This window comes from Nonomuraea sp. CA-143628, assembly GCF_050942315.1.
Taxonomy (GTDB): domain Bacteria; phylum Actinomycetota; class Actinomycetes; order Streptosporangiales; family Streptosporangiaceae; genus Nonomuraea.
Genome location: NZ_CP192072.1, coordinates 7,319,486 through 7,345,233 on the forward strand (window position 1 = coordinate 7,319,486; position 25,748 = coordinate 7,345,233).

26 protein-coding genes are annotated in these 25,748 nt (G+C 70.9%); 21 read left to right on the forward strand and 5 right to left on the reverse strand.

Features of this window, described 5'->3' with window-relative positions; translation table 11 throughout:
* Positions 1 to 67: 67 nt before the first annotated feature.
* The 15 genes from ACQP2T_RS33605 (at position 68) to ACQP2T_RS33675 (ending at position 16,225) form a co-directional block, all read left to right on the forward strand.
* Positions 68 to 817, forward strand: a complete 750-nt coding sequence (locus ACQP2T_RS33605; RefSeq protein WP_433508899.1) for a GntR family transcriptional regulator — start codon at positions 68 to 70, stop codon at positions 815 to 817.
* 465 nt (positions 818 to 1,282) lie between these two features.
* Positions 1,283 to 2,320: a BMP family lipoprotein gene (locus tag ACQP2T_RS33610; RefSeq protein ID WP_433508900.1), complete on the forward strand. Its 1,038-nt coding sequence runs from the start codon at positions 1,283 to 1,285 to the stop codon at positions 2,318 to 2,320.
* A 9-nt stretch (positions 2,321 to 2,329) separates the two neighbouring features.
* On the forward strand, positions 2,330 to 3,940 hold the full coding sequence (locus ACQP2T_RS33615; protein ID WP_433508901.1) for an ABC transporter ATP-binding protein: 1,611 nt from the start codon (positions 2,330 to 2,332) through the stop codon (positions 3,938 to 3,940).
* 5 nt (positions 3,941 to 3,945) lie between these two features.
* Positions 3,946 to 5,040, forward strand: a complete 1,095-nt coding sequence (locus ACQP2T_RS33620) for an ABC transporter permease (RefSeq protein WP_433519864.1) — start codon at positions 3,946 to 3,948, stop codon at positions 5,038 to 5,040.
* Between the two features lies 1 nt (position 5,041).
* On the forward strand, positions 5,042 to 6,142 hold the full coding sequence (locus tag ACQP2T_RS33625; protein ID WP_433508902.1) for an ABC transporter permease: 1,101 nt from the start codon (positions 5,042 to 5,044) through the stop codon (positions 6,140 to 6,142).
* A gap of 5 nt (positions 6,143 to 6,147) precedes the next feature.
* Positions 6,148 to 7,047 carry an amidohydrolase family protein gene (locus tag ACQP2T_RS33630; RefSeq protein WP_433508903.1) on the forward strand — a complete coding sequence of 300 codons (900 nt, stop codon included), beginning with the start codon at positions 6,148 to 6,150 and terminating at the stop codon, positions 7,045 to 7,047.
* Positions 7,044 to 7,742, forward strand: coding sequence for a cupin domain-containing protein (locus ACQP2T_RS33635; protein WP_433508904.1), 699 nt, complete (start codon positions 7,044 to 7,046; stop codon positions 7,740 to 7,742). The genes ACQP2T_RS33630 and ACQP2T_RS33635 overlap by 4 nt, the downstream gene beginning before the upstream one ends.
* The gene (locus ACQP2T_RS33640) at positions 7,739 to 8,266 is read left to right on the forward strand and encodes a YbhB/YbcL family Raf kinase inhibitor-like protein (protein WP_433508905.1); all 528 of its coding nucleotides are present in this window, start codon (positions 7,739 to 7,741) and stop codon (positions 8,264 to 8,266) included. The genes ACQP2T_RS33635 and ACQP2T_RS33640 overlap by 4 nt, the downstream gene beginning before the upstream one ends.
* A gap of 22 nt (positions 8,267 to 8,288) precedes the next feature.
* Positions 8,289 to 9,449: an FAD-dependent oxidoreductase gene (locus ACQP2T_RS33645; RefSeq protein WP_433508906.1), complete on the forward strand. Its 1,161-nt coding sequence runs from the start codon at positions 8,289 to 8,291 to the stop codon at positions 9,447 to 9,449.
* Entirely contained in the window at positions 9,443 to 10,348 is a 906-nt protein-coding gene (locus ACQP2T_RS33650) for an MBL fold metallo-hydrolase (protein WP_433508907.1), read from the forward strand. The genes ACQP2T_RS33645 and ACQP2T_RS33650 overlap by 7 nt, the downstream gene beginning before the upstream one ends.
* Positions 10,349 to 10,375: 27 nt before the next feature.
* Positions 10,376 to 10,783, forward strand: a complete 408-nt coding sequence (locus ACQP2T_RS33655) for a carboxymuconolactone decarboxylase family protein (protein ID WP_433508908.1) — start codon at positions 10,376 to 10,378, stop codon at positions 10,781 to 10,783.
* On the forward strand, positions 10,780 to 11,655 hold the full coding sequence (locus tag ACQP2T_RS33660) for an NAD(P)-dependent oxidoreductase (protein ID WP_433508909.1): 876 nt from the start codon (positions 10,780 to 10,782) through the stop codon (positions 11,653 to 11,655). Before ACQP2T_RS33655 ends, ACQP2T_RS33660 begins: the two co-directional genes overlap by 4 nt.
* Before the next feature lie 5 nt (positions 11,656 to 11,660).
* A complete protein-coding gene (locus tag ACQP2T_RS33665; RefSeq protein WP_433508910.1) occupies positions 11,661 to 13,094 on the forward strand; it encodes an aldehyde dehydrogenase family protein in 1,434 nt (477 codons plus the stop codon).
* A 102-nt stretch (positions 13,095 to 13,196) separates the two neighbouring features.
* Positions 13,197 to 14,693: an aldehyde dehydrogenase family protein gene (locus ACQP2T_RS33670; protein WP_433508911.1), complete on the forward strand. Its 1,497-nt coding sequence runs from the start codon at positions 13,197 to 13,199 to the stop codon at positions 14,691 to 14,693.
* Complete coding sequence (locus ACQP2T_RS33675; protein ID WP_433508912.1) at positions 14,690 to 16,225, forward strand: GMC family oxidoreductase; 1,536 nt, start codon at positions 14,690 to 14,692, stop codon at positions 16,223 to 16,225. The genes ACQP2T_RS33670 and ACQP2T_RS33675 overlap by 4 nt, the downstream gene beginning before the upstream one ends.
* On the opposite strand, the gene ACQP2T_RS33680 is transcribed toward ACQP2T_RS33675, so the two are convergent.
* The gene (locus ACQP2T_RS33680; RefSeq protein ID WP_433508913.1) at positions 16,222 to 16,992 is read right to left on the reverse strand and encodes a thioesterase family protein; all 771 of its coding nucleotides are present in this window, start codon (positions 16,990 to 16,992) and stop codon (positions 16,222 to 16,224) included. The two genes, ACQP2T_RS33675 and ACQP2T_RS33680, sit on opposite strands and share 4 nt — an antisense overlap.
* An 11-nt stretch (positions 16,993 to 17,003) precedes the next feature.
* Entirely contained in the window at positions 17,004 to 17,942 is a 939-nt protein-coding gene (locus ACQP2T_RS33685; protein WP_433508914.1) for a helix-turn-helix transcriptional regulator, read from the reverse strand.
* A gap of 51 nt (positions 17,943 to 17,993) precedes the next feature.
* Here ACQP2T_RS33685 and ACQP2T_RS33690 point away from each other — a divergent pair, with 51 nt between their 5' ends.
* Positions 17,994 to 19,118, forward strand: coding sequence for an epoxide hydrolase family protein (locus ACQP2T_RS33690; RefSeq protein ID WP_433508915.1), 1,125 nt, complete (start codon positions 17,994 to 17,996; stop codon positions 19,116 to 19,118).
* On the opposite strand, the gene ACQP2T_RS33695 is transcribed toward ACQP2T_RS33690, so the two are convergent.
* Together ACQP2T_RS33695 and ACQP2T_RS33700 are read right to left on the reverse strand one after the other, a co-directional pair.
* Entirely contained in the window at positions 19,016 to 19,432 is a 417-nt protein-coding gene (locus tag ACQP2T_RS33695) for an SRPBCC family protein (protein WP_433508916.1), read from the reverse strand. The two genes, ACQP2T_RS33690 and ACQP2T_RS33695, sit on opposite strands and share 103 nt — an antisense overlap.
* A 4-nt stretch (positions 19,433 to 19,436) precedes the next feature.
* The gene (locus ACQP2T_RS33700; RefSeq protein WP_433508917.1) at positions 19,437 to 19,796 is read right to left on the reverse strand and encodes a VOC family protein; all 360 of its coding nucleotides are present in this window, start codon (positions 19,794 to 19,796) and stop codon (positions 19,437 to 19,439) included.
* A 110-nt stretch (positions 19,797 to 19,906) separates the two neighbouring features.
* Between ACQP2T_RS33700 and ACQP2T_RS33705 the strand changes: the two genes are divergently transcribed.
* The 4 genes from ACQP2T_RS33705 (at position 19,907) to ACQP2T_RS33720 (ending at position 23,986) form a co-directional block, all read left to right on the forward strand.
* Positions 19,907 to 20,734, forward strand: a complete 828-nt coding sequence (locus ACQP2T_RS33705; protein WP_433508918.1) for a helix-turn-helix domain-containing protein — start codon at positions 19,907 to 19,909, stop codon at positions 20,732 to 20,734.
* 73 nt (positions 20,735 to 20,807) lie between these two features.
* On the forward strand, positions 20,808 to 21,239 hold the full coding sequence (locus tag ACQP2T_RS33710; RefSeq protein WP_433508919.1) for a type II toxin-antitoxin system PemK/MazF family toxin: 432 nt from the start codon (positions 20,808 to 20,810) through the stop codon (positions 21,237 to 21,239).
* A 41-nt stretch (positions 21,240 to 21,280) separates the two neighbouring features.
* Positions 21,281 to 22,588, forward strand: coding sequence for an NAD(P)/FAD-dependent oxidoreductase (locus ACQP2T_RS33715; RefSeq protein WP_433508920.1), 1,308 nt, complete (start codon positions 21,281 to 21,283; stop codon positions 22,586 to 22,588).
* Positions 22,589 to 22,774: 186 nt separating this feature from the next.
* On the forward strand, positions 22,775 to 23,986 hold the full coding sequence (locus tag ACQP2T_RS33720; RefSeq protein ID WP_433508921.1) for a cytochrome P450: 1,212 nt from the start codon (positions 22,775 to 22,777) through the stop codon (positions 23,984 to 23,986).
* A gap of 296 nt (positions 23,987 to 24,282) precedes the next feature.
* Here the strand turns inward: ACQP2T_RS33720 and ACQP2T_RS33725 are convergent, their stop codons facing one another.
* Positions 24,283 to 24,861 (reverse strand): TetR/AcrR family transcriptional regulator, encoded by a 579-nt coding sequence (locus ACQP2T_RS33725; protein WP_433508922.1) that lies wholly within the window; start codon positions 24,859 to 24,861, stop codon positions 24,283 to 24,285.
* Between the two features lie 94 nt (positions 24,862 to 24,955).
* Between ACQP2T_RS33725 and ACQP2T_RS33730 the strand changes: the two genes are divergently transcribed.
* Complete coding sequence (locus ACQP2T_RS33730) at positions 24,956 to 25,744, forward strand: SDR family NAD(P)-dependent oxidoreductase (RefSeq protein WP_433508923.1); 789 nt, start codon at positions 24,956 to 24,958, stop codon at positions 25,742 to 25,744.
* The last annotated feature ends 4 nt before the right edge of the window (positions 25,745 to 25,748 follow it).

The following is a 25,748-nucleotide window of genomic DNA, read 5'->3' on the forward strand; positions in this document are numbered from 1 at the left end:
TATGGTAGAATCCGACTCCATAGGTTGGTCCGCCGTCGGTCGCGAAGAGGGGATGGGGCTCAGTCGCATGGCGAGGTCTCAGTCCGGCGACGCCGCCGGTTCGCACCAGAAGCCGCGAAGCGCCGAGCCCGCGACGTCGCTGCCCATCGGCGAGCTGGACAGCGGCGGATCCATGAAGGACGCGATCGTCAGACAGCTCCGGCAGGACATCGCCTCCGGCACGATCGCCTACGGCGAGAAGCTGTCCGAGGCGCGCCTGGCCCAGCGCTTCGGCGTGAGCCGGATGCCGGTCCGCGAGGCGCTGAAAGAACTCGAGGGCGCCGGCTTCGTCACGGTCGAGCGTCGGCGCGGCACGTTCGTCAAACGTCTGAGCCGCCACGAGATACTCGACCTGTTCGAGGTCCGCGAGGCCGTGGAAGGCATGGCGGCCCATCTGTGCGCCAACCGCGCCAACAACGAGATCGTCGCCCTCATCGACGAGGTGATGGTGGCGATGACCGCGGCCGCGCAGGCGGGCGACACCGACGGTTACAGCGCGACCGACGAGCGTTTACACCAGCTGATCGTCAAAGGGGCGGGCAACGACCGCCTGACGGATCATTACCGGCTGCTCGTCCAGCAGCTCCATCGGGGGCTGCTGTCGTCCATCGTCACCCGCCGCGAAGGGCGCATGGAGCGGTCGCTGGCCGAACACCGGGCCATAGTCCAGGCGATCCGGGCCCACGACGCCGACGCGGCGGAGCGCGCCATGCGGACCCACGTCAAACAGGGACGTCTGGAGCTGGCCGACGAGGTCAGCGTCAAGTTCGCGCTCTGACCTGCCCAGCGGGCGCGCCCTGCGGCTGCCCAGCGGGCGCGCCCCTCGGCGCCGTCGCGCACGCGCCGCGACAAGGCGTGTCCCGCTGTAGCGCGACGGGGCAGGTCCCGCCGTAGATCGACAGAGCATGTCTCGCTGTAGCGCGTCCACCCGGAGACATCAGCGGGTGCCGACCGGCCCTCAGCTGCTCATCTGGGATGTTACGCGCCGGAACCATCTCTGACATGTCAGGGCGGTAATAGCCGCCCACCTCCGGCATCCCCACGACCACGCATCGCGCAATAGGCCGAGGCCAACGCCATGAAGACGACCCTTGACATCTAGTATGGTAGATGACAGCCTGTCGCTACCATGCAGGCCACATGGTGCTGGTAACTCCGCAGACTGGCATACCAGTTCAGCCAGCTGCCCTCCCCTATCTAGCTCATGCCTTGCCCGGCGTACCGGGCACGGGAAAGGGTCACCATGCGCACCAGGATTCCGCTCACCTCAGCCGCCACCGCCCTGACGCTCACGCTCGCCGCCTGCGGCACCTCATCGGGAAACAGCGCGGCGGCCAGCAGTGACACGGTGTCGATCGGCTTCATCTCGCAGGCCCCGCGCAACGACAGCGGATTCACCCAGTACGGCCTGGCCGGGGTGAACGCGGCCGTAGCCGCGCAGAAGAAGCTGCGGCTCGCCTCCATCGTCGACAACGTCACCAACTCCCAGGCGCAGATCAAGGGCCTGCAGACGCTGGCCGCCGCCAACTCGATCGTCGTGGCCGACGGGGCGTCGCTCAACAAGGCGGTGGAGGTCGTCGCGCCCAAATACCCGAAGGTCAGGTTCATCCTGGTCGCGGCGCACACGGAGTCGTTCGCCGCCAACGTGACCTCGGTCGACGCCGCGGTCGGCTACGACGCCATCGTCGTCGGTGCCGTCGCCTCGGCGCTGTCGCGCTCGAAGAAGCTCGGGATGCTGGCGGGCCTGCAGGTTCCGGCCTCCGCCAGCTGGTATTACGGCATGGTCCAGGGCGCCGGGCTCGACACCTCGGGCGCCAAGGTCGGGCAGACCTATACGGGCGACTACAACGACGTCGGCAAGGCCAAGCAGGCCGCCGAGGCGATGATCGCGACCGGCGTCGACTCGATCCTGTCCGACCTGGACAGCGGCTCCCAGGGCGTCTACCAGGCATCCGACGCCGCGGCGAAGCCCGTGGACATCTACCAGGTCTTCGGCCTGGACTGCGCCGCCGGCAAGAACATCATCGGCTCGGGCGTGGTCAGCTGGTCGGCGATCCTGCAGGATGCGGTGACCGACGCCGCGGCCGGCAAGCTGCCCGCCGGCGCGATCAGCTACGGCCTGGCCAAGGGCGCCGTCAAGTTCGAGTTCTGTCCCGGCAAGGCGACGCCGGAGGCGCGGGCGCTGGCCGACAAGGTGACCAAGCAGCTGATCGCCAACGAGATCACCCCGGCCACGAACGTCCTGCTGCCGAAGCCGTCCTACGCCTTCGCGCAGCGTTAGGCCGCCGCGATGTCCATCCGCACCAAATCGTCCATCCGCACCAAGTCGTCCCCCCGAACCAAATCGTCCTCTGGACCCCAGTTCGGCGTCGATGCCCCGGCCCTTCGCCTGAGCGGTGTCACCAAGCGGTTCGGCGCCTTCACCGCCAACGATCGCGTCGATCTCGACATCCACCGGGGCGAGATCCACGCCCTGCTCGGGGAGAACGGCGCCGGCAAGACGACCTTGATGCGCATCGTCACCGGCCTGTACCAGCCCGACGAGGGCGAGGTGCGGCTGTCGGGCGAGACCGTGCACTTCCGGAAGCCGGAGCACGCCCTGCGCGCCGGGATCGGCATGGTCCACCAGCATTTCACGCTCGTGCCGATGCTCACCGAGCTGCAGAACCTGGCGATGCGCCCGGCGCGGGTCCCGTGGCACAACGCGACGGCGGACGTACGCCGGCGCGCGGAGCGGATCGCGGCCACGACGGGCCTCCGGATCAACCCCGACCGCCTGGTGGCCGACGCGTCCGTAGGAGAGCGTCAGCGCCTGGAGATCGTCAAGCTGCTGTGCCGGGGCGCCCGGATCCTGATCTTCGACGAGCCGAGTGCCGCGCTGAGCCCCGGCGAATGGGACGAACTGGCCGCGCTGATGCGGCGGCTCGCCGACGAGGGGCACGCCATCGTGCTCATCTCCCACAAGCTCTCGGAAGTGTTCGCCGTCGCCGACCGCTACACCGTCCTCCGGGCCGGCGCCGTCGTCGGGACGGGCCGCGTCGCGGACGTCACCTCGGACGAACTGGTGACGATGATGGTGGGCGGCCTGGTCGCGGAGCGACCGGCGCGGCCGCACATCCAACCGGGCCGGCCGGTGCTGACCATTCGCGGGCTGGCGGTGGCGCGTGACCCCCTCGACCCGAAGGGTCCGCCGGCCTTGAGCGGGATCGACCTGGAGGTCCGCGCCGGAGAGATCCTCGGCATCGCCGGTGTGGCGGGCAGTGGTCAGAACGAGCTGGTCGAGGCGGTGATGGGCATCCGGCCGGCGCTGTCGGGCCGGATCGAGCTCGACGGCGAGCCGTTCGAGAACCGGACGCCGAGGCGGTTCTACCAGGCCGGCGGCGCGCTCATTCCCGAAGACCGGCACCACGTGGCGATCGTCTCCGGCATGGCCCTCTGGGAGAACATCACGATGCGGGCCCTGCGGCGGCCGCCGCTGAGCCGCCGGGGCATCCTGAACACCGCCGCGGCACGCGCCGAGGCGCGGCGGCTGATGACCGAGTTCGACGTCCGCGCCGACAGCGAGAAACTCCCGATCGGCCGCCTGTCCGGTGGCAACCAGCAGAAGGCCGTACTGGCCCGGGAGTTCTCCGACCACCCGGCGCTGCTCATCGCCGTGCAGCCGGTACGCGGCCTGGACGTGCGTGCCACCGACTTCGTCTACCGGCGGCTCGGCGAACACCGGGCGCGGGGCGGCGCGATCCTGCTGATCTCCATGGATCTCGACGAGGTCATCGCCATGTCCGACCGCATCGCCGTCATGGCCCACGGGCGAATCCAAGGGCTGGTGGCGGCCGCCGACGCGACAAGAACGCGCATCGGCGCTCTCATGACCTCGGCGAAGGAGGTGGAGGGCACGTGACGCGCATGAGACAGCACCTCCCGCGCGTGCTCGTCACGGCGGGCGTGATCGTCATCGCGGCGCTGATCGCCTCGCTGATCCTGCTCGCGAGCGGGGTCGCGCCCGCCGACGCCCTCTCGGTCTTCTGGGCGGGTACGTTCGGCGACAGCACGAACGCCGGGACCACGCTCACCCAGGCCGTGCCGTTGCTGCTGGTCGCGCTCGGATGGATCGTGGCCACCCGCGCCGGGCGCCTGCACGTCGGCTACCCCGGGCAGGTGATCGCCGGTGGCTCGCTGGCGACGGCGATCGGCCTGCACTGCGGCGGCCTGCCCGGACCTCTGGCCGTGCTGGTGACCGCGCTCGCCGGAATCGCCGGCGGCGCACTGTGGGCGGGGCTGACCGCCTGGCTGTGGGCGTCGCGCGGCGTGCTGGAGATCATCTCCTCGCTGCTGCTCAACCTCGTCGCCGTGCAGGTGGCGGCGTGGCTCGTACGCGGCCCGTTGCAGGGCGCGGCGAGTCACGAGCCGCAGTCGCAGACCTTCCCGCCGGCCACGATCTGGCCGAGTTTTCCCGCCGTCCCCGGTCAGACCCTGTCCTATGACGTCGTGCTGCTGCCGATCTGCGCCGTCCTGGTCGTGCTGCTGCTCTCCCGGACCGTCTTCGGGTTCGGGCTGCGCGCGTCCGGCGGCAACGGAGAAGCGGCGCGCTGGTCGGGCATCGACCCCAAGCGGGACGGAGTGGCCGCCATCCTCATCTCCGGCGGCCTCGCCGGCCTGGCCGGGGCGGCCCTGCTCTTCGCCGGGACCGCTCCCTGGATGAGCGACGGCTTCGAGGCCGGAGTCGGCTTCAACGGCATCGCGGTCGCGCTGCTGGCGGGGAACTCGCCGATCGCCGCGATCCTCACGGCCGTCGTGTTCTCGGCGTTGAACGTCGGCGGAACGGCGTTGCAGGCCGGACTCGACGTGCCCGCGTCCTTGGCCGAGGTGTTGCAGGGCGCGGTGATCGTGCTCGTGCTGCTGGCCGCCGTCGTGGCCAAGCGACGGATGAGCCGGGCACCGGCCCACCAACCGGTCACCACCGCCAAGAGCCTCGCGCTCGTCGGCACCGAGGAGGCATGACATGGGCATCTTCGATGTCGCGTTTCTCGTCTCGGCGGTGACGATCGCCGCGCCGATCCTGCTGGCCGCGACCGGCGAACTCGTCTCCGAACGCGCTGGTGTGCTGAACGTGGGCCTGGAAGGCGTCATGCTGATCGGCGCGTTCGGCGGCTACCTGGTCGTGTGGGAGACCGGCTCCATCGCCCTCGGGTTCCTCGGCGGGATGATCGCGGGTCTGCTGTTCGGCGTCGTCATGGCCCTGCTGTCGATCGAGGCGAAGGTCGACCAGATCGTGGCGGGCATCGCGCTGACCCTGCTCGGCTACGGCCTGACCGCCTTCCTCAACGAACGCTTCCTCGTCCCGGCGCGCAGTTTCCAGCCGCTGCCCCGGCTCGCGATCCCCTTGCTGAGCGACCTCCCGGTGATCGGTCCTGCCCTGTTCGACCAGGACGCGTTCATCTACGCCACGGCGATCCTGCTCGTCCTCGTCGTGGCGGCTCTCGGCCGTACCACCTGGGGGATCAACCTCAAGGCGGTGGGCGAGAGCCCGATGTCGGCCGACGCGGCCGGGGTCGGCGTCCGCGGCATGCGGTGGGCCGCCGTGCTCTTCTCCGGCGCCTGCGCCGGAGCGGCCGGCGCCTATCTGTCCATCGGCGACGTCGGGGTGTTCCGCGAGGGCATGACCGGTGGCCGGGGCTACCTCGCCATCGCCGCGGTGCTCTTCGGCGGCTGGCGGATGTCCGGGCTCGGGATAGCGGTGGCGATCTTCGCGCTCGCCGACGCGACCCAGCTCCGGTTGCAGGCCATCGGCGTCATCCCCCGCGAGCTGTGGCTGGCCGCGGCGATCCTCGTCGTGCTCGCTCTGGCGCTGCGGCGGGTGCGGCGCGGCGCGGGCGTCCCGCGTCTCGACTCCGGCCGGCCCACCGGCGTGGAGGCCGCGGGGCTCGCCGCCGTCGTCGTCCTCCTCTCCCTCGTCGTCGTATCCCCGTCCGTCACCCTGCCGGTATCCCTGTGGCTGGGCATGCCGTACCTCCTGGCGCTTGTCGCTCTCGGCACCGAGGGGAAACGGCGGCATCGAGCCCCCACGGCACTGGCGATCCCCTACCTGCGAAGTGAGGCCTGACCGCCATGATCACCGATGTACACACGCACTTCTGGGTGCCGGACCATCAGGGTCCACCCTGGACCGACGGTCTCGGCCGGGTCTCCACCCGCCTGGCCGCCGACGCCATCGACCGGGTGACCGTCGAGTCGTACCGGCGGCAGGTCGCCCCCGCCGAACGGACCATCGTGTTCGGGCTGCAGGCTCAGGCGTCGGGGATCATGGTGCCGAACGACTCCGTGGCCGCCTTCGTCCGCGAGGTCGGCGGCCGGACCGTCGGATTCATGTCGGTGGATCCCACCCGGCACGACGCGGTGGACGAGATCGAGCGGTGTCACGCCGACCTCGGGTTGCGCGGCATCAAACTCGGCCCGATCTATCAGGGGACCTCGCCGCTGCACCCGTTGACGATGCGGGTCTTCTCGGCCGCCGAGCGGCTCGGCCTGCCGGTGATGATCCACCAGGGCGCGATCTTCGCCAACGCCGGCCGGCTCGCCGACGCCAACCCGCTGCTGCTGGACGACGTGGCGATCGCCTTCCCCGAGCTGCGCGTGGTCATCGCCCACATGGGACACCCGTGGGTGCACGAGACCGCGATCGTGATGCGCCGCAACCCGCACGTGTACGCCGACACCTCCGCGATCGCGAGCCGTCCGACGGTGCTGGCCAACGCGCTGTCGGCGGCCAAGGAGTACGGGGTGCTGGACAAGGTCCTCTTCGGCAGCGACTCCCCGATGGTCTCGGCCGGCAGCGCGGCCGCCGCGCTCACCCGCGTCGTGGCCCGCATGCGGCACATCGCCCACACGCCCATCACGGACGAGGAGCTGCACGCGCTCCTGCACCGCCCCTCCTTCGAACTGCTCGGCATCCCCGCACCCGCCGAACCCGAGCTCATCCCTTCCGCCCCCGGAGGAACCCGGCCATGACCCCGACCCCGTCCGCCTTTCTGGACGCCCATCAGGTGCTGGCAGGACCGCTGCCCGAAGAGGTGTCGATGGAACCCATCATCGAGGGGGTGCCCTTCGCCTACGAGAAGACGGTCTTCGACGGCGCCGACGGCTTCTTCGCGATCTGGGCCTGCGACGCGGGGGTCTTCCCGCGCGTCAAGGACAAGCGCGGCTCGTTCATGTACATCATCTCCGGCGACGCCACGATCACCGACCAGGACGGCACGTCGCACCAGCTCACCGCGGGCAGCGTGCTGGTGCTGCCGTTCGGATGGGTGGGCACGTGGCACATCCGGGAGACGATCCGCAAGGTCTACCTCCACACCACCCCGGCTCCCCCGCTGCCCGAGACGGTCGTCCCGTCCGCGTTCGTGCCCGCGGCCCAGGTGCTCGAAGGAGCGCTCCCGGTCGTGGTGTTCGACGGGCCGGACGGCCACTGCGCCGTACAGGAGCGCGCGCCGGGGGTATATCCACAGGTCAAGGACGATGACGGAGCGTTCACGTACGTCATCTCCGGCGAGGCCACGGTCACCGACCGGGACGGCACGTCGCACGAGCTGACCGCCGGCAGCGTGATCGCGCTGCCCCGCGGCTGGGCGGGCACCTGGGACATCGGCCGGACCATCCGCACATTCGACGTCAACAGCACATCATCCCGACAGGACACCACATGATCAACGACGACCCTTACGCCGCGGTCACCCCGGCGCCGGCGCTGGACGTACGCAGCGATGACCTCCGTCACGGGGAGCAGATGCCGCTGACCTTCCGCGACCCCGAGATCGGCGGCACCAACGCCTCCCCGCACCTGGCGTGGAGCGGGTTCCCGCCGGAGACGAAGAGCTTCGCGGTGGTCTGCTACGACCCTGACGCGCCGACCGGGGTCGGTTTCACGCACTGGGCGGTGGCCAACATTCCCGCCGAGGTGACCTCCTTGCCGGCCGGTGCCGGAGCCCTCGACGGAGCGATGCCCGCCGGGTCGCTGACGCTCCCGAACGACCTGCGGATGCGCCAGTACATCGGGCCCAACCCGCCGCCCGGTTCCGGCCGTCACCGTTATGTCTTCATCGTCCACGCGGTCGACGTACCCCGGCTGGACATCGACCCCGAGCTGACTCCGGTCGTGCTCGGTTTCAACCTGCACTTCCACACCCTGGCCCGCGGCAGCATGACCGTCTGGGTCGACGCGGCCGGCTGATCGACTTCCGGAAGGTACCGAGATGACAACCCCACCATCACCGGCCCGACACGCCGAGGTCGCCGGGGCGGGCTTCGCCGGCCTGACCGTGAGCACCGCGCTGGCTCAGCGAGGCTGGACCGTACGCCTGCACGAGCAGAACGACGACGTGCGCGACTTCGGCGCCGGCATCCTGCTGTGGCGCAACGCGATGCTCGCGCTCGAGGTCATCGGCGTCGCCGAGGCGATCCGCGACAACGGCGTGCGCCCGCACTACTACGAGACGAACCTGGACGGCGTCTCGGTCTCGGCCGAGCTGCCGGGCTACCCGTACTGGGCGATCACCCGGCCGAAACTGCACGCCCTGCTGGCGGATGCCGCGCGGGCGGCGGGCGTCGAGATCGTCACCGGCTCGCGCGCCGTCGGCGCCGATCCCGCGGGCGCGCTGCTCCTGGAGGACGGCACCAGGCTGGAGGCGGACCTCGTCATCGGCGCGGACGGCGCCGGATCGGCGATCCGCAACTCCCTCGGCGACCTCGCTCAGGAGCGCAAGAGCTACTCCGACGGCGTGTGCCGGGTGCTGATTCCGCGTCCGGAGGAGTTCCGCGGTGAGCAGTGGGACCGCGTGGTCGACTTCTGGACGCTCGGCGCGGACGCGATGCGCATCCTGTTCATCTCGGTCGGGCCGGACACGCTGTACCTCGGGATGATGGCGCAGACGAGCAACGAGCGCGCGTCGCGGATCCCGATCGACGTGGAGGTCTGGTCGCGGCGCTTCCCCCAACTGGCGGCGATCGGCGAACTCGCCGGCAAGGCCGAGGGCGGGCGGCACGACAGCTACCAGACCACCCGCGTCACCCCGTGGTCGACCGGACGCGCGGTGCTGGTGGGCGACGCCGCGCACGCCATGTGCCCAGCGCTGGGCCAGGGAGCCAGCGTGGGCATCGTCAACGCCGTCGACCTGGCCCACGCCCTCGACCTGTACGACGACCTCGGCCAGGCCCTCGCCGAATGGGAGCGGCGCGAACGCCCGATGACCGACGACGCGCAGGCGCGCAGCGCCTTCATGGCCGAGACCCGCACGCTGGCCAAGGGGAACGGCTTCACGCCGCAGCTGCTGGAGACCGCGAACTTCGTCTCGGCGGCCGTCTCGCCGGAGCTCGCGGCACGCTATCCGGTGCCTGAGGCGAACCGGTCGTGGTGACCGCGCCGCCCAGCGTCGTCCTCGGCGACGTCGAGATCACCCGGGTGCAGGAGTACGCGGGTCCCAGCCCCGCCACGCCGGCCTTCATGTTCCCCGACAGTGACCCCGGCTACTGGGACGACCGGCTCGACCCCGACTTCTATGACGCCGAGAGCCGCACCCTGCGCTCGGTGCTGCACACCTGGCTCATCCGCAGTCAGGGCATGGTGATCCTCCTCGACACCGGTGCCGGCAACGGCAAGGAGCGTCCGTACGCACCGGTGTACGCCCATCACGACACCGCCTACCTGGACAATCTCCAGGCGGCCGGGGTGCGGCCGGAGGACGTCGACATCGTGGTCAACACCCACCTGCACGTCGATCACGTCGGCTGGAACACCCGGCTGGAGGGGCGCGAGTGGGTGCCCACCTTCCCCAACGCCCGATATCTGATCCCGGAGCCGGACTTCCTGTTCTGGGATCCGATCCGCACGCCCCGGCCGCCGGGCGACGGCAACCAGAACGTCTTCGAGGACAGCGTCCTGCCGGTGCACCGTGCCGGGCTGGCCGACCTGTGGAACGGCGAGCACCGCGTCAACTCCGAGCTCGTCCTGCGGGAGGCACCCGGCCACACGCCCGGTTCGGCCGTACTGCGGCTGGACTCGAAGGGGGCCGGCGCGCTCTTCGTGGGCGACATCCTCCATTCACCGGTGCAGATCGCCTTTCCCGCCGTCAACAGCTGTTTCTGCGAGGACCCGGCCATGGCGCGCGCCACGCGCCGCCGGCTGCTCGCCGAGGCGGCGGACCGCGACCTGCTCGTCTTCCCCGGACACTTCGGCGGCCACTCGGCCTGCCGGGTGGATCACCACGGTACGGACGCCTTCGTCATCCGCGACTGGGCCGACTTCGCCCGCATCTGATCGTCAACTCTCACCAGGAGCACCACCATGAACCAGGACCTCTACGACGCCGGCCTCGCCATGCGGCGCAAGGTGCTCGGCGACGCCCACGTCGACGCCTCCCTCGCGGCCGCGACCGACTTCTCACGCGACATCCAGGACTACGTCACCCAGTACTGCTGGGGCGATCTGTGGAACCGGCCGGGGCTCAGCCCGCAGGAGCGCAGCCTCATCAACCTCGCCATGATCACCGCGCTCAACCGCGGTCACGAGTTCAAGGCGCACGTGCGCGGCGCGCTCAACAACGGCGTGTCGCGCGAGAAGGTCAAGGAGGTGCTGATGCAGAGCGCCTTCTACTGCGGCGGACCGGCGGCGCTGGAGGCCTTCCGCCTCGCGGCCGAGGTGTTCGCGACGATGGACGCCGAGGTGCCCGAGGCAACGGACGTGGAGCAGTGAGCATCGCCCGTGTCGGCTTCGTCGGTCTCGGGAACATGGGAGCGCCCATGGCGGCGCGCCTGGCCGAGAGCGGCTATCTGCTGACGGTCACGGACGCGGCGCCCGGCGTGGCCGCCGCCTTCGCCGCCGAGCATCCGACGGCCGGCGTGGCGGCCGGGCCCGAGTCGTTCGCGGCTGTTCAGGCCCTGATCCTCATGCTGCCGAACTCGGCGGTCGTGGAGGAGGTCCTCGAGCGCGACGGGCTGGCCGACGCCCTCACGCCCGGGAGCCTCGTCATCGACATGAGTTCCTCCGAACCGCTGCGCACCCGTGCGCTCGCCGCGCGTCTGGGCGCCAAGGGGCTGCCCATGCTGGACGCTCCGGTGTCCGGCGGGGTCCGCGGCGCGAAGGCGGGGACGCTCTCCGTACTGGCCGGCGGGTCCCCGCAAGAGCTGGCGTGGGCCACGCCGTTGCTGCGGGCCATGGCCCGCACCGTCATCCCCGTCGGTGACATCGGATCGGGCCACGCGGCCAAGGCGTTGAACAACCTGGTCTCGGCGGCCACCATCTCGATCACCGTCGAGGCGCTGTCGCTGGCCGAGTCGTTCGGCATCTCCCCTGAGACGATGACGCGGGTGCTCAACAGTTCCTCGGGCCGCAGCAACACCAGCGAGAACAAGGTGGCCCAGTTCATGACGAGCGGCACCTTCGCCTCCGGCTTCGCGCTGCGGCTGATGTCCAAGGACGTGGACATCGCGGTCGATCTGGCCCGCGCCCTCAGCCGGCCCGCCGAGATCGCCGACGGGGTGGCGCGCCAGTGGCGGCGCGTCGCGGGCACGGTGACGCCACAGACCGACCACACGGAGATGTACACACTGCTGGGGCCCGAATGATGAGCATGAGTACGCCGCTTACACACTGGATCGACGGCAAGGCGGTGCCGTCCGCCGGCGGCACGACACATGTCGGCACCAATCCGGCGAACGGCGCCCCGGGGGCCGAGGTGAGCCTGGGCACCGCGGCCGACGTGGACTCCGCCGTACAGGCCGCGCGCCGCGCCGCCAAGGGCTGGCGGCACACGGGCTCAATCGAGCGTGGCCGCATCCTCGCGGCCATCGGCCGCCGGCTGCTGGCCGACCTCGACGGGCTCGCGGCCATGGAGAGCGCCGACACCGGCAAGCCCCTCGCCCTGTCGATGGCCGAGATCCGCGGCGCGGCCGAGTACTTCGAGTTCTACGCCGCCCTGGTCAACCTGCCGGTCGGTGAGGTGCTCGACATCCAGCCGAACCTGCACGTGTACACGCTGCGGGAGCCGCTGGGCGTCGTGGGTGTGATCACCCCGTGGAACCTGCCCCTCAACCAGGCGGCGCGTGCCTGCGCGCCCGCGCTCGCCGCCGGCAACACCATCGTGGCCAAGCCCGCGGAGGCGACCTCGCGCACCACCGTCGCACTGGCACGGATCGGCAGCGAGGAGGGGCTGCCGCCGGGAGTGTTCAACGTGGTGCTCGGCCGGGGCGCGGAGGTGGGCACCGCCATCGTGCGGCACCCGCTGGTGCGCAAGGTCGCGTTCACGGGCTCGGTGCCGGTCGGGCAGGAGATCGGGCGGATCGCCGCCCATCGCATCCTGCCGCTGACCCTGGAGCTCGGCGGCAAGTCGGCGAACATCGTCTTCGCCGACGCCGACCTGGAGTTCGCCGCGTCCGAGGCGGTGCGGGCCTTCACCACCAACGCCGGTCAGGTCTGCTCCTCGGGTACGCGCCTGCTCGTCCAGCGCGAGGCCCAGGAGCGGTTCACCGCGGCGGTGGTGGCCGCCACCCGCCGGCTGCGCCCGGGCCACGAGGTGGGACCGATGATCACCCGTGGACAGTGGGAGACCGTACAGAGGTACTTCCAGATCGCGGCCGAGGAGGGCGCCACCGCGGAGATCGGCGGTGGGCTGCCCCGCGACCCCGAACTCGCCTCGGGCTTCTACGTCGAGCCCACCGTCTACTCCGGCGTGACCAACGACATGCGCATCGCCCGTGAGGAGATCTTCGGCCCGGTGCTCGTCATCATCCCGTTCGAGACGGAGGAGGAGGCGGTGGCCCTGGCCAACGACTCCGACTTCGGTCTCGTGGGCGGGGTGTTCACCTCGGACATGTCGCGGGCCGTCCGGGTGGCGGAGTCCATCGAGGCCGGGCAGGTGTACATCAATTCCTGGTCGACGCAGTCGGTGCAGATGCCTTTCGGCGGACACAAGAACAGCGGCTATGGGCGCGAGAAGGGCATCGAGGCCCTCAACCACTACTCCCACGTCAAGAGCATCAGCATGCGCTTGACAGGCCGATCTTAGTATCCCAACGCGGCCCCGCCTTTCTGCTGCTATGCGAAAGCCGGCTGCAAATGATCACTTCTAGTATGGTACATTTCGCTCCCTTGTGAGGAAGGCGCAGACATGGCCGAGGCGCAGTTCGCACCCCCCGTTCTCGATGACATCCGCCTGGCGCGGAAGATGCTCATCGGCGGCGAGTGGGTCGAGGCGATCAGTGGCAAGACGTTCCCGGTCTACGACCCGGCCGACGGGCAGGTGATCGCCGACGTGCCGGCCGGGGAGGCGGCTGACGTCGATCGCGCGGTGGCCGCGGCACGGGCCGCGCTCGCGCCGGGCGGCCCGTGGCGGTCGATGACGCCGCAGGTGCGGGGACAGCTGATCTGGAAGCTGGCCGATCTCGTCGAGCGGAACGCCGAACGGCTGTCGGTTCTCGATTCCATCGACAGCGGTAAGCCGATCAACGAGATGATCTACTTCGACATCCCGTTCTCGGTGGACGTCCTGCGCTACTACGCCGGCTGGCCCACGAAGATCACCGGTGACACCATCCCGATCTCGTACCCGGCCCGGTCCGGTGGGCGGTTCCACGCGTACACGCTGAAGGAGCCGGTCGGTGTCGTCGGCGCGATCGTGCCCTGGAACCTGCCGCTGCTCATGGCGATCAAGAAGCTGGCGCCGGCCCTGGCGACCGGCTGCGCCGTCGTCCTCAAGCCCGCCGAGCAGACGCCGATCTCCATCGCGCTGCTGGCCCAGCTCACCATCGAGGCCGGCATCCCCGCCGGGGTGGTCAACTACGTCACCGGGCTGGGAGAAAGCGCCGGCGCGGCCATCGTCGACCACCCCGGCGTCGACAAGGTGACGTTCACCGGGTCGGTCGGGACCGGCAAGGCGATCGTCCGGTCGGCCGCCCAGGACCTCAAGCGGGTCTCGCTGGAACTGGGCGGCAAGTCCCCGAACATCGTCTTCGACGACGCCGACCTCGACGCCGTCGTCGCGGGCGCGGCGGCCGGCGCCTTCGCCACCCAGGGCGAGAGCTGCATCGCCGGCTCCAGGCTCTATGTGCAACGCGCCGTCTTCGACGAGGTCGTCCAGCGCCTGGCCGACCACGCGGCCTCGCTCAAGCTCGGCCGCGGGCTCGATACCGCCACGCAGATGGGCCCGCTCATCTCCGCCGAGCACCGCGACAAGGTGCTCGGCTACGTCGAGATCGGCGTCGCCGAGGGCGCGAAGGTCGTCACCGGAGGCCGCGCCCTGGCGGGCGAGGGGTTCTTCGCCGAGCCCACCGTCCTGGTGAACGCCCGGCCCGACTCGCGCATCATGCACGAGGAGATCTTCGGCCCGGTCGTCTGCGCGGTCCCGTTCGACACCGAGGCGGAGGTGCTGGCCCTGGCCAACAACACGCGGTTCGGGCTGGGCGCCGCGGTGTGGACCAAGGACATCTCGCGCGCGCACCGGATGGCGGCGGCCATCGAATCGGGGCAGGTGTGGGTGAACTGCTACCAGGCGGCCGACTCCGCCCTTCCCTTCGGCGGCACCAAGGAGTCCGGCTGGGGCCGTGAGACGTGCAGGGAGACGCTGGAGGAGTACCTCGAGACCAAGACCGTGGTGGTCGCGCTGTGACTCGGGGCCGGGTCTACGACTACGTCGTGATCGGGGCGGGCACCGCCGGCTGCGTGGTGGCGGCCCGTCTCAGCGAGGATCCGTCGTGCCGCGTCCTGCTGATCGAAGCCGGTCATGCCGACACCAGCAGCCGGATCACCACCCCTCACGCCTGGCCGGCCCTGTACCGGACCGACGTCGATTGGGCGTTTCAGACGGTGCCCCAGACGAGGACGGGCCGGGTGCACGACATCCCCCGTGGCCGGACGGTGGGCGGCACCGGAAGCACGAACGCGATGGCCTTCCTGCGCGGCGACCGCCGTGACTTCGACACCTGGGCGTACGAGGGGTGCACGGGATGGGACTACGAGTCCGTCCTGCCGTACTTCAAACGCTCGGAGTCCGTGCCGCACGGCGACCCGCGCTACCGGGGCACGGACGGCCCGCTCCGCCCGGCCCCCACCGCCCGGCTGCACCCACTGTCAAAGGCCTATCTGGCGGCGGCGCAGCAGGCCGGGCATCCGCTCACCGCCGACCTGAACGGCGCGCGGCTCCGGGGGGTGAGCAGCCATGATCTCCTCATCGTGGACGGGCGCCGCCAGAGCACCGCGACGGCCTACCTGGAGCCGGCGCTGGGGCGCGCCAATCTCGACCTGCTGCCGGGGGCCCTCGTCGATCGCCTCTCCGTGGATGCCGACCGCTGCGCGGGCGTCGACGTGGTCGTGGACGGCGAGCTGATCCGTTGCACGGCTGACACGGAGGTCGTGCTGTGCGCGGGCGCCATCGGCACGCCGCACCTGCTGCTGCGCTCCGGCATCGGGCCGGCCGCCGAGCTCGAGCGGGTGGGGGTGAAGGTGCTGCACGATCTGCCCGGCGTCGGCCGGAACCTGCAGGATCACATCATCCTGGCCGGCTTGACCGTTCCGTCGCGCGGACCGCTGCCCGCGCCGTCCGGCAATCTCGGGGAGGTGACCCTGCTGCTGGACAGCGAGCCGGGACGCGCCTCGGCCGACCTGCAGATCGTGTTCATCCATGTGCCCTTCGCCAACCCGTGGCAGAGGTCCCCGGAGCACGGCTACACCTTCGGCGTCGGGCACATGCGCCCGGCCGGCAGAGGGTCGATCACCCTCTCGAGCTCCGACCCGGCGGCCTCGCCGCTCATCGACTTCCGCTACCTCGGCGAGAGCCACGATCTGCGCGCTCTCGTCTCCGGCGTACGGCACGCGCTCGAGATCAGCGAGACGGCGGCGTTCGACGAATGGCGGAGCGGCTCACATCCGCTCGCCGGCGCCGACGACGAGACGATCGCCGCCTTCGTCCGTGAGGCGGTGCAGTCCTACGGTCACGCCGCCGGATCGTGCCGGATGGGGGTTGATGCGTCATCGGTGGTCGATCCGCGGCTTCGCGTTCACGGCCTCGCCGGTCTGAGAGTGGCCGACGCCTCCATCATGCCGGAGATCGTCTCCACCAACACCAACGCGGCCACCGTGATGATCGCGGAGAAGGCCGCCGACCTCCTGCGGGGGCTGACCTCGGCGGACTCGGGTCTCTAGCGGGTCCGCAAGGGAACCGGGTTGGCCACGGCGGTCACGAGGCAGAAGCCGATCGGCCCGGCGGCGTCGTGCAGGGTGCACTGCCCTGTGGCGACGCCGCCGTCGCTGAGGTGCCCGGTCGCCTCCACGCCGACCAGCTCTCCCTCGGGGACCCGGCCGAGCGTGATCGTGTAGTCGGCGTTGATGAAGTGCACACCGCCGGTGCCGCCGGTGCTGAGCGGGCTGGCGAAGTCGGCCGCGAGCGCCACCCTGGTGAACGGCGTGACCGGCTCGTCGTCCACGAGCGGATGCGTCTCGCGCAGCCAGACCCGGTTGGGACCCGGCTCGCTCCAGTCGGTCAGCCGCCACAGGTCGAACGGCGGCTCCCACTCCCCGCCCGTCACAGGCGGTCCGGCGGGCGGCGGCTCGTCCCAGGCGGGCGTGTCGTTCCGCTCTCCGTCCGGCTGCTCGCTCCGCCTGAGCAGCACGGCGCTGGCCCGGCCGATCACGCCCTGGTCGGTACGGATCGTCACGTCGGCCACCCGGATCCGGCGCCCGTCCCTGACCAGCTCGGTCTCGACGGTGACCGGGAGCATCGGGCTGTTGCGGAACAGATCGACGGTGAGCCGGGCGAACCGCAGGTCCGCCTCGCCGTACTCCTGCTCGACGGCCATGGCGGCCAGGCCCCCGAGCAGGCGGCCGTGGAGCATGTCGGGCGACCAGGGGCTGCGGGCGTGCGGAGCGGGCACGAACTCGCCCGTCTTACGCGTGAAGAACGCTGACGTCACAGAATGAGATTCTAGAGGGTGGTGAGGCGCCGCCCGAGCCCGCGCAGCCGTTCCTTGAGCTCGACCGGCTCCAATACCTCGAAGTCGAGGTCGAGGAAGGCCACGACCACGGCGATCAGGTGCAGGTCGTCGCCGCGCAGGGTGAGCACGCAGGTGTCCTCGCCGACCGGCTCGACGACGCCCGCCGTGCGGCCCGCGACCTGGTCGGCGGGGGCGTGCAGCAGGACGCGGGCCTGGATCGGCCACATGTCGTGACCCATCCGGCGCTCGACCCAGGCGGCGACGTCGCCGCCTGGCGGCTCACGCGGTGTGAAGCGGGGGCCGTTCGGCGTACGCAGGCGCAGGCGGTCGGCGCGGTAGGTGCGCCAGTCCCGCCGGTCGAGGTCCCAGCCGACCAGGTACCAGCGGCGCGACCAGTTGACCAGGGTGAGCGGCTCGGCCTTGCGTTCGGTGGTGACGCCGTCGCGGCCGGTGTAGTCGAAGCGGAGCTGCTCGTGATCGCGGCAGGCGGCGGCCACGGCGGTCAGCACCTCGGCGGCGACCGTCGGACCGCCGGAGGTGATCGGCACGGTGTGGGTCTGCAGCGTGTTGACCCGGTGCCGCAGCCGGGCGGGCAGCACCTGCTCCAGCTTGGCCAGCGCGCGCAGGGAGGTCTCCTCGATGCCGGTCACCGTGCCGCCCGCGGCCGTGCGCAGGCCGACGGCGACGGCCACGGCCTCGTCGTCGTCCAGCAGTAGCGGCGGCAGCTCGGCGCCCGCGCCCAGCCGGTAGCCGCCGGAGACGCCCGGCGTGGAGTGGACCGGATAGCCGAGGCCGCGCAGCCGCTCAACGTCGCGGCGCACGGTCCTGACCGCGACGCCGAGCCGCTCGGCCAGATCGGCGCTGGGCCAGTCGCGCCGCGCCTGCAGCAGGGACAGCAGGCGGAGCAGCCTGGCGGAGGTGTCCAACACAAGGGCAATTGTGTCCCGATCCTGGCCGCAATGCCGCCTAGCTTTGGCGACATGGAGAAATTCGTGATCGACATCCCGCAGGCCGCGTTGACCGATCTGGCGGAGCGGCTGCGCCGTACGCGCTGGCCCGACGCGCTGGAGGGCGTCGGCTGGTCCTACGGCGTACCGCTTCCAGCGGTACGCGAGCTGGCCGAATACTGGCTCGACGGCTATTCCTGGCGTGACCACGAGGCCAGGCTCAACGCCCTTCCGCAGTACACGACCGTGATCGACGGGCAGCGCGTGCACTTCGCGCACCTGCGCTCCCCCCGCGAGGACGCGCTGCCGCTGCTGCTGACGCACGGGTGGCCCAGCACGTTCGCCGACTTCGCGCGCGTCGCCGGACCCCTCAGCCGCGACTTCCACCTGGTCATCCCGTCGATCCCCGGCTTCGCCTTCTCGGGACCGACGGCGGAGACCGGCTGGGGCGTGCGGCGCGTCGCCGCCGCCTGGGCGGAGCTGATGAGCAGGCTCGGCTATACGCGGTACGGCACGCAAGGCGGCGACTTCGGCTCGCTGATCTCCCCGGAGGTGGCCAGGCTCGACCCGGACCACGTCGTCGGGGTGCACCTCAACGCGCTCACGACGATCGTCAACGACGACCGGGCCGGGCTGAGCGCGGCCGAGGTGGAGCGGGCCAAGGGGGTGGAGCGCTGGCACCGCCACTACTCCGGGTATGCCATGATCCAGGGGACCAGGCCGCAGACCCTGGCCTACGGCCTGGCCGACTCGCCGACCGGCCAGCTCGCCTGGAACCTCGACGCGTACGCCTCATGGGGTCAGGACATCGGCGGCTTGTCACGCGACGACATCCTGACCAATGTGACGATCTACTGGCTCACGGACACGGCGGGCTCCTCCGCGCGCCTCTATCGCGAGGGCGCCTCAGCCTGGGAGCCACCCGCCGAGCCGGGCAGGACGCCGACCGCCGTGGCGGTCTTCCCCGGTGACAGTTCGGTGCGGCGCTACGCCGAGGTCGCGCACAACGTGGTGCGCTGGTCGGAGTTCCCCGACGGCGGCCACTACGCCGCGCTTCAGGCGCCGACGCTGCTCGCCGAGGACATCAGGGCGTTTTTCATGGCGCTCAGCCCCCGATCCATGAACTCGGCGACGACGGGCACCGCCTCCTCCGGGTAGAGGTCCGCGTGCCAGACGAACCGCGAACGGCCGTCGCCCTCGTCCACCACCGTCGAGGACGCGTTGTGGTGCCGCAGCCCGAGCGGGCTGTCGACCATGGCGTAGGCGATGCGGCGGGCCTCGTCGTCGACGTCCAGGATGAGCTCATGGGCGACGGCTCCGTTGAAGAACGTGACGATCCTGACATCGCCCTCCATGTGGCACTTGAGCGCGAACCCGGGAGCGAGCAGATCAACCCGGCCGGCCTCGCGCAGAACCGCCCACACCCGCTCCGCGGGAACGTCGAGCACCGCTTCCTTGTGAATGGCGGCCATGGGGTCAGCCACCTGCCGCGACGCAGAACGGGTGGCCCTCAGGGTCGGTGAGCACGGTCCAGTCGGCGCCACCCGGCTGGAACTCCGGCACGGCGGCGCCGAGCCCGACCAGCTCCTTGACGGCGACCTCGACGTCGGTCACCTGGAGGTCGAGGTGGACGTGCTTGGCGTCACTGGGCCAGCCGGGGCCGCGGTAGCCGGCGACACGCTGGAACGACAGCCCGACGGGGCCGCCCTCGACGGTGGCGAAGTCGTCGTCGCTGTGGGCGATCCGGCCGCCGGTGGCCTTGGCGTAGAAGTCGGCGAGAGTGGCCGGGTCCTGGCAATCGAAGATCACGGTGGAGACCGTGATGGTTGTTGTCATGGGTCCAGGGTGGGGCGGGGCGGGCGACCGGGTCTTGAACATCCTTGCACCACCGCGGGTCGTACCGTCGTACGCCAGGAATGTCGTAGCCGGAGCGTAGGGTTCGGCGGGTGCGTTCAGCAGTCCGTCTCGGCACCGGTTCCGGGTTCACTCTCGACGCGGTGACCTGCCACGACGATCACCGCAGGTGGTCGCCGCCCGAAACGAGCTCCGCCTACCGGGTGGTGCTGGTGCGCCGCGGCCGCTTCCGCCGCAAGGCCGACGGGCGGGCCGCCGTGGTGGATCCGACGATGGCCTATCTCGGCCTTCCTGGTGAGGAGGAGCATTACGCCCACCCGGCGGGTGGCGACGTGTGCACCTCCCTGTGCGTGACGCCGGACCTGTGGCGCTCGCTCTCGGGCGACAACGTGGTGCCCTCCCGCTCCACGATCTACGTGGACGCCCGCCTCGACCTGGCGCACCGCCGCTTCCTGGCCGCCGCCCGCACCGGCGACCCGGCTTTCGAGCTCGCCGAAGCCCTGCTGCCCCTCCTCTCCACCGCCCTCGACCAGCTCACCCCCGCGCCGGCGCGGCGCGGCCGGGCTCCGGCGAGCCCGGAGGTGATCGTGGAGGATGCCCGGGAGGCCATCGCCGCGGGCCATCCCGCCGCCGATGGGCTCCTGCCGCTGGCGGAGTTCCTGGCCGTCTCGCCGTACCAGCTGAGCCGGGCCTTCACCCGGGAGCTCGGTGTGTCCCTGACCCACTACCGCAACCGGGTGCGCGTCGGGCGGGCCCTCGACCGCCTGGAGGGCGGCGCGGCGAACCTGGCGCTGCTGGCCGCCGAGCTGGGGTTCGCCGATCAGGCCCACCTGACCCGCACGGTCCGCCGCCACGCCGGCCGCACCCCCGCGGCGCTGCGCCGCCTGCTCGCCCCTCCAGGATCGCCGGCGGAGGGTTGACGTCGTGCTTCCCCTTTGCGGACAGCCGCACCGGATTCGATCAACGACGGCCCGGTGGCGTAAGCTCCCTCGCGTGCGTGATTCAGGTGAGGACCCCCGGCCCGCCCGCGGCGCGGTGCGGGAGATCCACTCGCTCAGCCAGGCGGCGACCCTGTCCTACTCCCCCGACCTCGACGGGCTGGCCGACCCCGGCGAGATCGTCTGGGCCTGGGTGCCCTACGAGGAGGACCCGGAACGCGGCAAGGACCGCCCGCTGCTGATCGTGGGCCGCACCGGACGCAGGCTGCTGGGCATGATGCTGTCCAGCCAGGGCGACGACGGCCCCGAGTGGCTGGAGGTCGGCGTGTGGGGGCGCGACGGCAAGACGTCCTACCTGCGACTGGACCGCGTGTTCGGCCTGGACGAGGACGACATCAGGCGTGAGGGCGCGGTGCTCGACGGCACGCGGTTCGCCCGCGTGGCGGCTCACCTCATGAAGACCTACGGCTGGACCGCCGGCCGCTGACCCGCTTCGTTCGGCGTCCTCCTGACTGAGATCATGGGGACATGCGTGTTGCGGTGATCGGGAGCGGGATCGTCGGAGCGGCCGCGGCCTGGCACCTGAGCGGGCGCGGAGTGTCCGTGACGGTGGTGGACGGGGCTTTCAGCGGGCGGGCGACGGAGGCCGGCGCGGGAATCGTGTGCCCGTGGGTGGACCATCCCGACGACGACGCCTGGTACAGGCTGGCGCGCGAGGGCGCTCGCCACTACCCGGATCTGGTGTCGGCGCTGGGCGAGGACATCGGGTACGCGCGGGTGGGAGCGCTGCTGGTGGCCACGGACCCGGTCGAACTGGAGCCGATACGCGCCCTCCTGCTGCGCCGCCATCCGGAGGCACCCGAAATGGGGGACATCACGGATGTGGCGGCTCCGTCGGCACTGTTCCCGCCGCTCAGGGAAGGTCTGAGCGCGATCCACGTGCCGGGGGCCGCTCGGGTGGACGGCCGGGCGGTACGTGACGCCCTCCTCCGCGCCGCCATCCGCCAGGGCGCCGATCTCCGTACGGGCACCGCGACCCTCACCCCCGACGGCGGCGTGCTCCTCCACACCACACCCGACGGCGATCTGCCCCTCCGCACCACCACCGGCGCGCCCGGCCCGGAGCCGCACGTCGGAGAGGCGGGGATACCGGGCAGCAGGCTTGAGTTCCCGACTGGGGAGGTGGGCGCACCGAGCAACAGGCTCAAGTCGCCAGGCGAGGGAACGGGAATGCCCAGCGACAGGCTCAGGTCGCCGGTTGAGCGAGCGGGGGCATCCAGCGAGAGGGGCCTCGCGCCGGTCGAGGAGGCCGGGGTTCGCGTGGAGGCGGATGCGGTGATCGTGGCCGCCGGAGCCTGGAGCGGGGAGGTGTGCCGCGGACTTGGGGTGGAGATCCCGGTGTCCCCCAGACGCGGGCAGATCGTGCATGCCGCACTCGACGGCGTGGACACCGCCTCCTGGCCGATCGTGCTGCCCCGGAGCGGGCCGTACCTCCTGGGCTTCCCCGGCTCGCGGCTGGTGGTCGGCGCGACCGTGGAGGACGCCGGGTTCTCGCCGTACGTCACCATCGGCGGCGTCCACGAGGTGCTGGCGGCGGGCCTGCGACTGGCGCCCGGCTTGGACGGCGCGAGGGTGGTGGAGACGAGGGTGGGCCTGCGTCCGGTGCACGCGGCGGGCACGGCGCTGATCGACCGGCTCACCGACCGGGTGGTGGTGGCGACGGGCCTGGGCGCGTACGGCCTGACGGCCGGCCCGTTCACCGGCCAGATCGCCGCCGCGCTCGCGCTGGGCGAAACCCCACCTATCGACATCAGCCCGTACACGCACCCCGCCTGAGCCCGCCCGGTCCTCAGGAGGCGGCCAGGACGGCTGAGAGCTGTTCGTTGGATCAGGTTTGGCACCAAACGACCAGGCCAGCCGCTCCACACCCCTTCCACGCATGGATGGGGTCTTGACCGTCGGCGGCTTGTTTCGTACGTTCCCGACGAGCTTGTTGGACGACGGCATCGCCCGGAGGCGGCTTTGACAGAACAGTCCAGCACCACATCGATCTACCCGGACCTTCCCCCTGGACCGTACGGCACTCCTTCGCCCGACCTGACCCGCCGGTACGCTGACGCGCCGATGGAGGCGGCCACACTGCCGAGCGGTGACCGGGTGCCCATGATCGTCCGGTACGCGGATGTCCGCAGTGTGCTCACCTCGCCGGCCAGCAGCCGTAACCTGCGCGAGCCCGGCCTGCCCAGAATGGTCAGCGGCACGTTCCTGGACGACGACCCGGCGGCGCTGATGAACCAGGATCCGCCGGAGCACACCCGATACCGGCGCATCATGCACGGCACGTTCACACCCAGGCACATCGAACGCTGGCGGCCCCGCGTGGCGGCCATCGCCGGCGAGTTGATCGGCGCGGCCGGTGATGAGTTCGACATGGTCGCGGACTTCGCGCTGCCGCTGCCCGCTCGGGTGATCTGCGAGCTGCTCGGCGTGCCGATGGACCGCTTCGAGCAGGTCCGCGGCTGGACGGAGATGTTTCTGTCCGCCTCGGACGCGAGCGCCGACGCTCGGGCCCAGGGATTCGCCGCGTTCACGGCCTATGCGCGGGAGCTGATCGAGCAACATCGGACCGAGCCCGGCGAGGACCTGATCGACTTGCTCATCGCGGCACGCGACGAAGGCGATGGGCTCAGCGAGGACGAACTGACCAACATGGTGTTCACGCTGATCATGGCCGGGCACGAGACGACCGCCTCAATGATCGCCCGGGGCAGCTTCCGCCTGCTCTGCCACGCCGACCAGTACGCCGAACTCGCGGCCCGTCCCGAACTGGTCGAGCCGGCGGTGGAGGAGATCCTGCGTCACGAAGCACCTGGCTCCAACGGCATGCTCCGGCGGATCACCGATGACGTCGAGGTGTCTGGCGGGACCATCCCGGCCGGCACGGTTGTGCTGCCCAACCTTTGGGCCGCCGACCACGACCCGTCGGTGTTCCAGGACCCGCTGCGGTTCGACGTGAAGAGGTTCACCGGTGCCCAGTCCACCCCGCACCTGGCATTCGGCCATGGCCCTCACTACTGCTTGGGCGCGAACTTGGCGAGAATGGAACTGCAGGAGGCCTTCCACGCTCTGGTGACGCGCCTGCCAGGGCTGCACGCGCAGGAGGACCTGTCGGACGTCGTGTGGAGCGACGGATTCGTCTACTGGCCACGCCGACTGCTGGTCAAAGCAAGCTGAGCCCGCGCATGCGACCGCATCGCCGGCGCCGCCTCGGTGCGAGCACCTGGGCGGCTCGGGGTCACGTTGATCGCCCGCCGGTGGTCATTCCGCCGCCCACCCTCGGGCAGCGGTGACCTGAGCCGCTCCCACTCGGCGTTCGCCAAGTCACCATGCCCTATGAACCGATCGTGAAAAGATCATCACAAACAGTCGGCGATCGAAGATCCAGTTCTCGATCCAGGCCCGGTCAGTGCCCACACCGCTTGGCAAGGTGTCGACCAGACCCCGGTCGACGCCGAGGCGTGGCGGGACGCCTATCCCAGTCCCCGGTCGGTGCCGACGCCGCGAAGCAGGGTGTCGACCAGGAGCGTGGCCAGGGTGTCGGCGTCGTCGCCCTGGCTCTGCGCGGCCTCGTGGATCAGCGCGTAGTAGACGCGTCTGGCCCACGCCGGATCCACGTCGGCCCGCAGCAGGCCGGTGGCCTGCGCCTTGAGGAACAGCCGCTCGCACCTGTCCTCGACTTCTGAGTGCACGCGGGCCACCTCGGGGTCCGATGACGCGCGGCTCATCGCGAACCCCCAATCGATCTTCACCCGCAACACGCTGGCCGTGACCTGGTAGAGCGCGACCAGCGGCGGCGTGGTCTCGGGATTGGCGGACTCGACCGCCGCCGCGAACTGCCGCGTGGCCCACCCCTCCATCGCGCTGACCAGGGCATCGCGGGACGCGAAGCGCCGGTGCACGGTCGTGCGGGCGACCCCGGCCGCCTCGGCGATCTGCTCCATGCTGGCCGACGGATTCTTGCTGAGCACCCGCTCGGCCGCCTCCAGGATCGTGCGCACGGTCCGTTCGGCGTCGGAACGCAGCGCGCGCCCCTGCTGACTCGCTTCCACGGTGCAACCATACACTCCAGAGTTGCGACACCGATGTTGCAACTGCTACGTTCTTGGCATCATCAACGATGCACTTACGGAGGGATGCGTCACCATGGACATGCGGCTCACCGGCAGGACCGCCGTCGTCACCGGCGCCAGCAGGGGCCTCGGTCTCGCCATCGTCGCGGCGCTGCGGGCGGAGGGGATGCGGGTCGTGGCCGGTTCGCGGACGATCTCGCCCGAGCTGAAGGAGACCGGCGCGACGGCGATCGCGGTCGACCTGTCCAGCGCCGAAGGCCCGGCCGAGCTGATCGGCACCGCCCTGGCCGAGTTGGGCGAGCTCGATCTGCTGGTCAACAACGTGGGTGGCGGCGACGGCGGCGAGGGGCAGCTGGACGGGTTCCTGGGCTTCACCGAGGAGCACTGGCGCCAAACCCACGATCTCAACTTCCTCAGCGCCGTCCGGGCCACCAGGGCCGCCCTGCCCAGCCTGCTGCGACAGGGCGGGACCGTGGTCAACATCTCCTCCAACGGCGCCCGCATGCCGCACGCCGGCCCGATCACCTACACCACGGCCAAGGCCGCGCTGACCGCGTTCGGCAAGGCGCTGGCCGAGGAGTTCGGGCCGCAGGGGGTGCGGGTCAACACCGTCTCCCCCGGTGCCAGCCGCACGTCGATGTGGGAAGACCCCAACGGTTACGGCGCGGCCCTCGCCGCCAAGATGGGCCTGGAGCACGACCAGCTCCTGGCGGGGCTGCCGTCGAGCACGGGGATGACGACGGGTAGGTTCGTCGCTCCCGAGGAGGTCGCCGCCCTGGTGACCTACCTCGCCTCACCACACGCCGCGAGCGTCAACGGCGCCGACTACGTCATCGACGGCGGCGCGATCAAGACGGTCTGAATCT